Genomic DNA, 6,924 nt, shown 5'->3' on the forward strand with positions numbered 1-6,924 from the left:
ATCGGGGCCATCGCCGCACCGAGGAGGCAGATGGTGAAGGTGGACCGGGCGATCGCCTCGACCACATCGGTGGTGGCCAGGCCGAGTTCCTCGGCGACGGACACCAGATCGGGGCCGGTGTCGTCGTCGAAGACCACGGGGATGGCGAATGTCCGCACCTGCCGTGAGCGGGCCGGCCCGTCCGCGGGCGACGACGCCCACCGCGCCACCAGCCGGGCCGCGTACTCCACGTGCTCGAGCGCGGTCCGCAGCGGGTCGAACTCGATGAGCAGGGATTCGAGACCGGAGACGACGTCGAGCACACCGTGCGGGCGGTGCGCCAGGAAACGGTCGCGGAACGCGACGATCCCGGCCCTGCGGATGGCCTGGTCGGTATGCGGGATGGTCACCATCACCGCCGAGTCGCCGTAGGGCTCGACGGTGAGGGCGCCGTACTGTGCTGTGGTCATCACCTGGTGCGCCCTGCCCTCAGCCGGCGAGCGCGACCTCCGCCTTCTGCGCCAGGACCTCGCGCAGGCCGCCGACCTGGATGCCCGCCTTGTCGAGCGCGGCACGCAGCGCGGTGCCGTTCGCGAGGACGGACGGGTGGTCGCCGTGCAGCAGCAGGACGTCGGCGTCGTGGCCGAGCGGGACCACGTTGCCGTTGACCGAGCGCACCGTCCCCTCCCGTACGACCTGGGCCGAGCGCTCGCCGATCAGCTCCGGGTCGTGAATGAGTCCGCCCTCGTGGGAGCGCGGCACGGGCATGCCGTCGTCGCCGTAGCCGCGGTCGGCGAGGAACACGTAGCCGACCTCCAGGCCGCGCTTGCGCGACTCCTCCGCGAGCAGGCCGCGCTGGCAGATGACGATGTAGTCGGTGTTGTACGCGGCGATCGCGTCGGTGATGGCACGGGCGTGCTTGGCGTCGGTCTGCGCGATCGAGCCCATCCGGCCGTGCGGGGCGACATGGCTGATGGTGCCGCCGTGCACCCGCGCGAAGGCGTCCAGGGCGCCGAGCTGGTAGAGGACGTCGGTGCGGATCTCCTCCTCGGTCGCCTCGATGAGCCGGCGGCCGAAGCCGACCAGGTCGGGGTAGCCGGGGTGGGCGCCCAGTTCGATGCCGCGCGCGACACAGTCGGAGACCGTCCGGTCCATGATGCGCGGGTCACCGGCGTGGAAGCCGCAGGCGATGTTCGACGAGGTGACCAGGCCGAGCAGGGCGCCGTCGTCTCCGATCGTGTAGTTGCCGAAGCTCTCGCCGAGGTCGGCGACGACGGCTACGGAGTTGATTCCCATGGTGTCTCTCCTCGTGGGGGGATGATTCAGCGGGCCGCGAGGGGCTGGCCCTTGGTCTCGCGCAGGAAGGCGACCGTGACCAGGGTGATCAGGGCGGTGATGATGGAGGCGAACGCCGGGACGAGGTTGGAGCCGGTCGACTCGATCAGCTCCGTCATCACCAGCGGGGCGCTGCCGCCGAAGATGATCGTCGAGAGGCTGAATCCGATGCTGTAGGCGGAGTAGCGCACCGTGGTCGGGAACATCTCGGCGAGCATGGTGTGCACGACGGCGGCGTGCCCGGAGAAGGCGATCGCCAGGACGATGGTGCCGATGCAGGCGAGCCCGAACTCGCCGGTGACGATGAGCCGGAACATCGGGTACGAGACGGCGGCCATGGCGAGTGCCGAGCCGGCGAGTACGGGCTTGCGGCCGATCCGGTCCGACAGGCGGGCCATGAGCGGGATACAGATGACGATGGCGACCAGGCTGAACGCGGTGACCGTGAGCGCCCGCAGCATCGAGAAGTTGTGCTCGCCCAGCGAGGTCTTCAAGTAGGTCGGCATGTAGACGAAGAGCAGGTAGTAGCCGGGGCCGTTGAGGGCGGGGAGGAAGATCGTGAGGGCGATCGCCTTCAGATGGCGCCGGGAGGTGAAGGCCTCCTTGAGCGGGTTGCGCGCGACGGTGTTCTGCTCGCGCAGGGCCTTGAAGTGCGGGGTCTCCTCCAGCCGGCGGCGGATGTAGAAGCCGACGTAGCCGAGCGGCACGGCGAGCAGGAACGGCACCCGCCACGCCCAGGAGGTCATGGAGTCGTCACCGAGGGTCGTGATGAGGACGGCGGAGAAGGCGCTGCCGAACATCAGGGCGACGAACGAGCCGACGGCGATGAAGCTCATCATGTAGTTGCGGCGGGCGTCCGGCGCGTACTCGCCGACGAAGGACATGGCGCCGGCCACCTCGCCCCCGGCCGAGAAGCCCTGCAGCACCCGGAGCAGCACCAGAAGGACGGGCGCGGCCACGCCTATGACGGCGTGGGAGGGGATGAGGCCGATGGCCGCGGTGGCCGCGGAGATCAGCACCAGGAGGGCCGCGAGAAGACTCTTGCGCCCGAGCCTGTCGCCGAGGTAACCGCAGATCACGCTTCCGAAGGGGCGGGCGACGAAGCTGACCAGGAAGCCGACGTTGGTGAGGAAGAGGCCTCCGGCCTCGGCCTCTCCCATGATGTTGATCGCGAGATAGGTGACGAGCAGGCCGTAGATGCCGTAGTCGTACCACTCGACGAAGGAGCCGACGGAGCCCGCGACAGTGGCCTTGCGGACGACCTTGCGGTTGGCGGAGACGACGTCGACCGCTGCCGCGTCGGGCGTCTTTGAGGATGCCTCGCCACGGTCTGAGGGGATGTCGAGCCGATCTGACGTTGTCATACGCGTTCACTTTCGGTGTCGCGGACTCCGGGGACGGTGTCCTGAGGATCGTGCGCCGAGCGGAGTGGTTGCCGGTGATCGCTCATGCGCCGAGGTGCGCCCACGAAGGTGGGGCCAGGAGGGGAAAGCGGTGACAGTGCCTCAGGGGCAGGTGACTACGGCGCTGTTCGAATGCGGCCCGCGCCTGAGGGGGCGGGCGGAAGTGTCACGGGGGAAGACCGCGGAACAGCGCCGGAGCCGAGTTGCGACTGGAATCGCGAATGAGAATAGGTTCGCATTCTCGGGTGGTCAAGGATGTGTTCACCTTCTCGTCAAACTCTCGCTGCCACCCCTCCCACGCCTTGGACTCTGCGACTCTCGCGGCGAAATGACGCCGGATTCCATGGCCCGCCCGCTTCCGATGCGACCCGTTTCGGCCACCCCTTGTGTCGCACGTCCGATGGATGCACACTGACTGACGCGAAACGCGAAAGGTTTCGCATTTTCTGGAAGGACTCTGCGATGACCCAGGACAACGTGCGCGTCAACACGGCGTGGGAGCGCGTCGACGAGCAGGTGCTCAAGCAGTTCCGCGCCCACTCCGTGGCCAACCTCGGCGACGCCCTCGACCGGCTGAACATCGTCGACGGAGGCATCGCCCCCATCTGGAACGGCGCCGCGGCCGTCGGCACGGCACTCCCGGTCCTCACCGTCGCGGGCGACAACAAAGCCGTGATCGAGGCGCTCGAGCACATCCGCCCCGGCGACGTCCTCGTCATCAACGCCTTCGGCTACGACGGCCGCGCGATCATCGGCGACAACCTCGCCCAGCGGTTCGCCGTGCACGGTGCCGCCGGCGCGGTCGTCGACGGATATGTGCGCGACGCCGCGATCATCGAACGACTCGGCGTCCCGGTCTTCGCGCGGGGGCTGACTCCCGCCGGGCCCTTCAAGAACGGCCCGGGCACGATCGGCGAAGCCGTCGCCCTCGGCGGTGTCGTGGTGAACCCGGGCGACATCGTCGCCGCCGACGGGGACGGCGTCATCGTCATCCCGCCGCACCGCGCCGAGGAGGCGCTGCTGGCCGTGGAGGAGATCGTCGCCCGCGAGGCCGCGCTCGACGCCGAGGTCGAGGCGCTGCGCGGCCAGGCCGCCCGGTGACCGGCCGGAACCAGGTGCCGGGCCGCCTCCGGGTCGCCGTCGCCGCCCCGCTGTCCGAGGAGAACGGTGCGCTCATCCGGCGGCTGGAACCGCGGATCGACCTCGTCGTCGACCGCTCCCTGCTGCCCCCGATGCGCTGGCCCGCGGACTTCTCGGGCGAGCCGGGCTGGCAGCGCACTCCCGAGCAGCAGCGTGCCTACGAGGCCGCGATCGACTCGGCCGACGCCCTGTACGGGATCCCCGACGTGGACCCGGCCGCCCTGGCCCGCGCCGTCCGGGCCAACCCGCGCCTGCGCTGGGTACACACCATGGCCGCGGGCGGAGGCGGCCAGGTCAAGGCCGCCGGACTGAACGCCGAGGAGCTCGACCGGGTCCTCTTCACCACCTCGGCCGGGGTGCACGGACGTCCGCTCGCCGAGTTCGCCGTCTTCGGTGTGCTCGCGGGAGCCAAGGATCTGCCCCGCCTCAACCGCCAGCAGCGCGACCGCGAATGGAGCGGCCGCTGGACGATGGGGCAGGTGAGCCGGCAGACCGTCCTCGTTCTCGGCCTGGGCGGGATCGGCCGGGCCGTGGCCACGGCACTGCACGCGCTGGGCGCGACGGTCATCGGAACGAGCAGAAGGGACGTCACCGTCCCTGGTGTCTCCGCCGTGGTGCACCCCGACAGGATCACCGAGGTGGCTCCCACCGTGGACGCCGTCGTCAACACGCTCCCCGGAACCGAGGCGACCGAACACCTCCTCGGCAAACGGTTCTTCGACGCCCTGCGGCCCGGGGCCTCGCTGGTCAACGTGGGTCGCGGCACCGTCGTGGACGAGGCAGCCCTGGCCGACGCGCTCGGCTCCGGCCGGGTCGGCTTCGCCGCGCTGGACGTCTTCGAGACGGAGCCGCTGCCGGCCGACAGTCCGCTCTGGCACCACGACCGGGTGCTGGTGAGCCCGCACACCGCCGCGCTGGACGCGTCGGAGGACCGCCTCATCGCCGAACTCTTCGCCGCCAACGCCACCCGGCTCCTCGACGGACAGGACCTCGTCAACCGCGTGAACACCGTCGAGTTCTACTGAGCGGGGACGCGCTCTGCGCGAGAGGTGGGACCGGGGGCCAGGGCCCTCAGCAGCATCGGCAGGGTGCGGTCCAGCTCCCGCCACCAGTACGGCGGAGAGTGGGTACCGGCGTAGAAGTGCGTGCTCACCCGGACACCTGCCCTCCTGAGACGGGTGGCGACGGCACGCGACTCCTGCCCCATCAGGGTCTCCGTCGGCGAGATCACGTCCTCGGGGAACGGATGGTCCGGATCCTCCAGACCGGGGATGTGCGGATCGGGCCCGGTGCCGGGCGGGTCGAGCGCTCCTGCCCTGCCGTCGCCGCTGGACAGATGGACACGGGTGCCCTTCAGACGTTCGGCCAGACAGTAGGGGTCGTGCGCCTGCCAGATGGCGCGCTGGGCGACGGGGTCACCCCACAACGCCAGCCAGTCGAGGCCCAGATAGGTCATGCCCGCCCGTACGGCGTGCGGGTGTTGCAGCGGGTGCACGAATCCGCTGTAGCTGGTCACGGCACGGAAGAGACCCGGGTGCCGAGCCGCGTAGGAGAGTGCGCCGAAACCGCCCTGGGACTCCCCCGCCGCCGCCCGCCGGGTGCCCGCGCCGTAGTCGCGTTCGAGCAGGGGCAGCACCTCGCGCAGATGGAAGCTCTCGACGGCGGGCGGTCCACCGTGGCCGTGGTTCCACCAGTCGCTGTAGAAGCCGTACAGCGGCATCTCGGGCATGACGACGAGGGTGCCGCGCAACTCCGGTCTCTTCTGGACCTCGTACTCCCGGGTCCAGGTGTCGTGGTCGCCGTCGCCTCCGGCGAACAGGTACAGCACCGGCCGGCGGTCGTGCCGGCCGCGCCGCTCCCAGCCGTCCGGGGTCAGCAGCCGGACGCGCGCGTCGCGGCCCAGGGCGGGCGAGCGCACGGTGAGGTCGACGATCCGGCCGTCCCTCCGCTGCTCGTCCACCACCCGGGCGCCCTCGCGGGCGTGGGCATGGGCTGTGGCGCGCGGCGCCGTGGGCGCCAGGATGCCTGCGGCACTCACCAGCGCCGGCATCGTCAGGGCCAGGAACCGCCGGCGGTCAGCCATCACGTCCCGCACCATACCCAGAGCCCCACACCCCTCACCCGGCCGACACGACAGCGCTGGTGAAGCGAACAGGACCCGCCCCGATGCGGATGGTGGGCGGGCCCTGCTCGTGCGGTCCATTGTCGGGATCGTGGGGTCGGCTGGGCCATGAGTGTGAACCGTCGGTGTGCGCGCGGCGCGCACACCCCGTGCGCAGGGCACACCTCACATGGCAGCGCTCATCAGGGGTACGCCCATAGGTGTGACCCCGGGTTATCCCGGTCGGCCTGCGGTGACGATACTGGCAGGCGCACCTGCCCCCAGCTCACAGATGGACCCATGCCGATCTCCTCCACCGTCCGCCCCCAGACGCCCGCCACGGTGTGGCTGGCGCGCGGCCGTCATGCCTCCGGCGCCGCGGAAGACGTTCTCCGGCGCTCGCTCCAGCAGCGCAAGGACAGTCAGGACATCGACGACTTTCTGGAGTTGCCCGAGGCCCAGGCCGGCCCGTCGGAGCGGGTCTTCGAGGCCCGCTGGCAGGTCGGCGACGGGGTGACCGTGCGGGCCCGGCTGAGCGTGACGCCCGGTCCGGACGGCGAGGGCCAGGAGTGGATCCTGGTCGCGGAGGCCGAGCAGCCGTGGAGCGACGACTGGCCGTCGCCGACCGGCTTGTTCTGGCCGCAGGAGCCGGACGCCGCCTGGGACCGGGACGCCGCCGCGGAGCTGTCCCTGCGGGAGATCAATCCGCTCCCCCAGGACGACAAGGAGACGAAGCGCCTGCTCCGGAACGCGGTGCGCGGCGGCTGGCACATTCACGTGGTCGTGCACGAGGCGATGACCACGGACGAGCAGGGCCGCATGCCGGTGGCGCGGTGGCTGCCGCCGGGCCTGCGGCACCGGGTGGTGGAGCACCGCGCCGTCCCGCAGCAGTCGCGAGGGCTCAACTGGGCCCTGCGGGACTTCGGCGTCCAGGTGCCGCGCGGCGGCGCCGTGGTGCTGCCCGGC

Annotated in this window: 6 protein-coding genes and 1 pseudogene; 3 read left to right on the forward strand and 4 right to left on the reverse strand. The window is 70.9% G+C overall.

Translation table 11 applies throughout. The features are described 5' to 3' along the window. From ACFTZL_RS38295 to ACFTZL_RS38305, 3 genes are all read right to left on the reverse strand, one after another. On the reverse strand, positions 1-449 hold a 449-nt coding region (locus ACFTZL_RS38295; protein WP_382593071.1), incomplete at its 3' end, for a carboxyltransferase domain-containing protein. Between the two features lie 19 nt (positions 450-468). Continuing rightward, positions 469-1,275, reverse strand: a complete 807-nt coding sequence (locus ACFTZL_RS38300) for a LamB/YcsF family protein (RefSeq protein ID WP_382593075.1) — start codon at positions 1,273-1,275, stop codon at positions 469-471. 26 nt (positions 1,276-1,301) lie between these two features. Beyond that, positions 1,302-2,678: an MFS transporter gene (locus tag ACFTZL_RS38305; protein ID WP_382593078.1), complete on the reverse strand. Its 1,377-nt coding sequence runs from the start codon at positions 2,676-2,678 to the stop codon at positions 1,302-1,304. A gap of 501 nt (positions 2,679-3,179) precedes the next feature. Here ACFTZL_RS38305 and ACFTZL_RS38310 point away from each other — a divergent pair. Together ACFTZL_RS38310 and ACFTZL_RS38315 are read left to right on the forward strand one after the other, a co-directional pair. Beyond that, positions 3,180-3,818, forward strand: coding sequence for an RraA family protein (locus tag ACFTZL_RS38310; RefSeq protein ID WP_382593081.1), 639 nt, complete (start codon positions 3,180-3,182; stop codon positions 3,816-3,818). Next, on the forward strand, positions 3,815-4,882 hold the full coding sequence (locus tag ACFTZL_RS38315; RefSeq protein WP_382593084.1) for a D-2-hydroxyacid dehydrogenase: 1,068 nt from the start codon (positions 3,815-3,817) through the stop codon (positions 4,880-4,882). The genes ACFTZL_RS38310 and ACFTZL_RS38315 overlap by 4 nt, the downstream gene beginning before the upstream one ends. Here ACFTZL_RS38315 and ACFTZL_RS38320 read toward each other — a convergent pair. Next, positions 4,876-5,940, reverse strand: a complete 1,065-nt coding sequence (locus ACFTZL_RS38320; protein WP_382593087.1) for an alpha/beta hydrolase — start codon at positions 5,938-5,940, stop codon at positions 4,876-4,878. The genes ACFTZL_RS38315 and ACFTZL_RS38320 overlap by 7 nt on opposite strands. Positions 5,941-6,258: 318 nt before the next feature. On the opposite strand from ACFTZL_RS38320, the pseudogene ACFTZL_RS38325 reads away from it, so the two are divergent. After that, positions 6,259-6,924, forward strand: a pseudogene (locus ACFTZL_RS38325) (hypothetical protein); the annotation flags it as partial.

It is taken from the genome of Streptomyces sp. NPDC056948 (assembly GCF_042674225.1).
Classification (GTDB): Bacteria; Actinomycetota; Actinomycetes; order Streptomycetales; family Streptomycetaceae; genus Streptomyces; species Streptomyces purpurascens.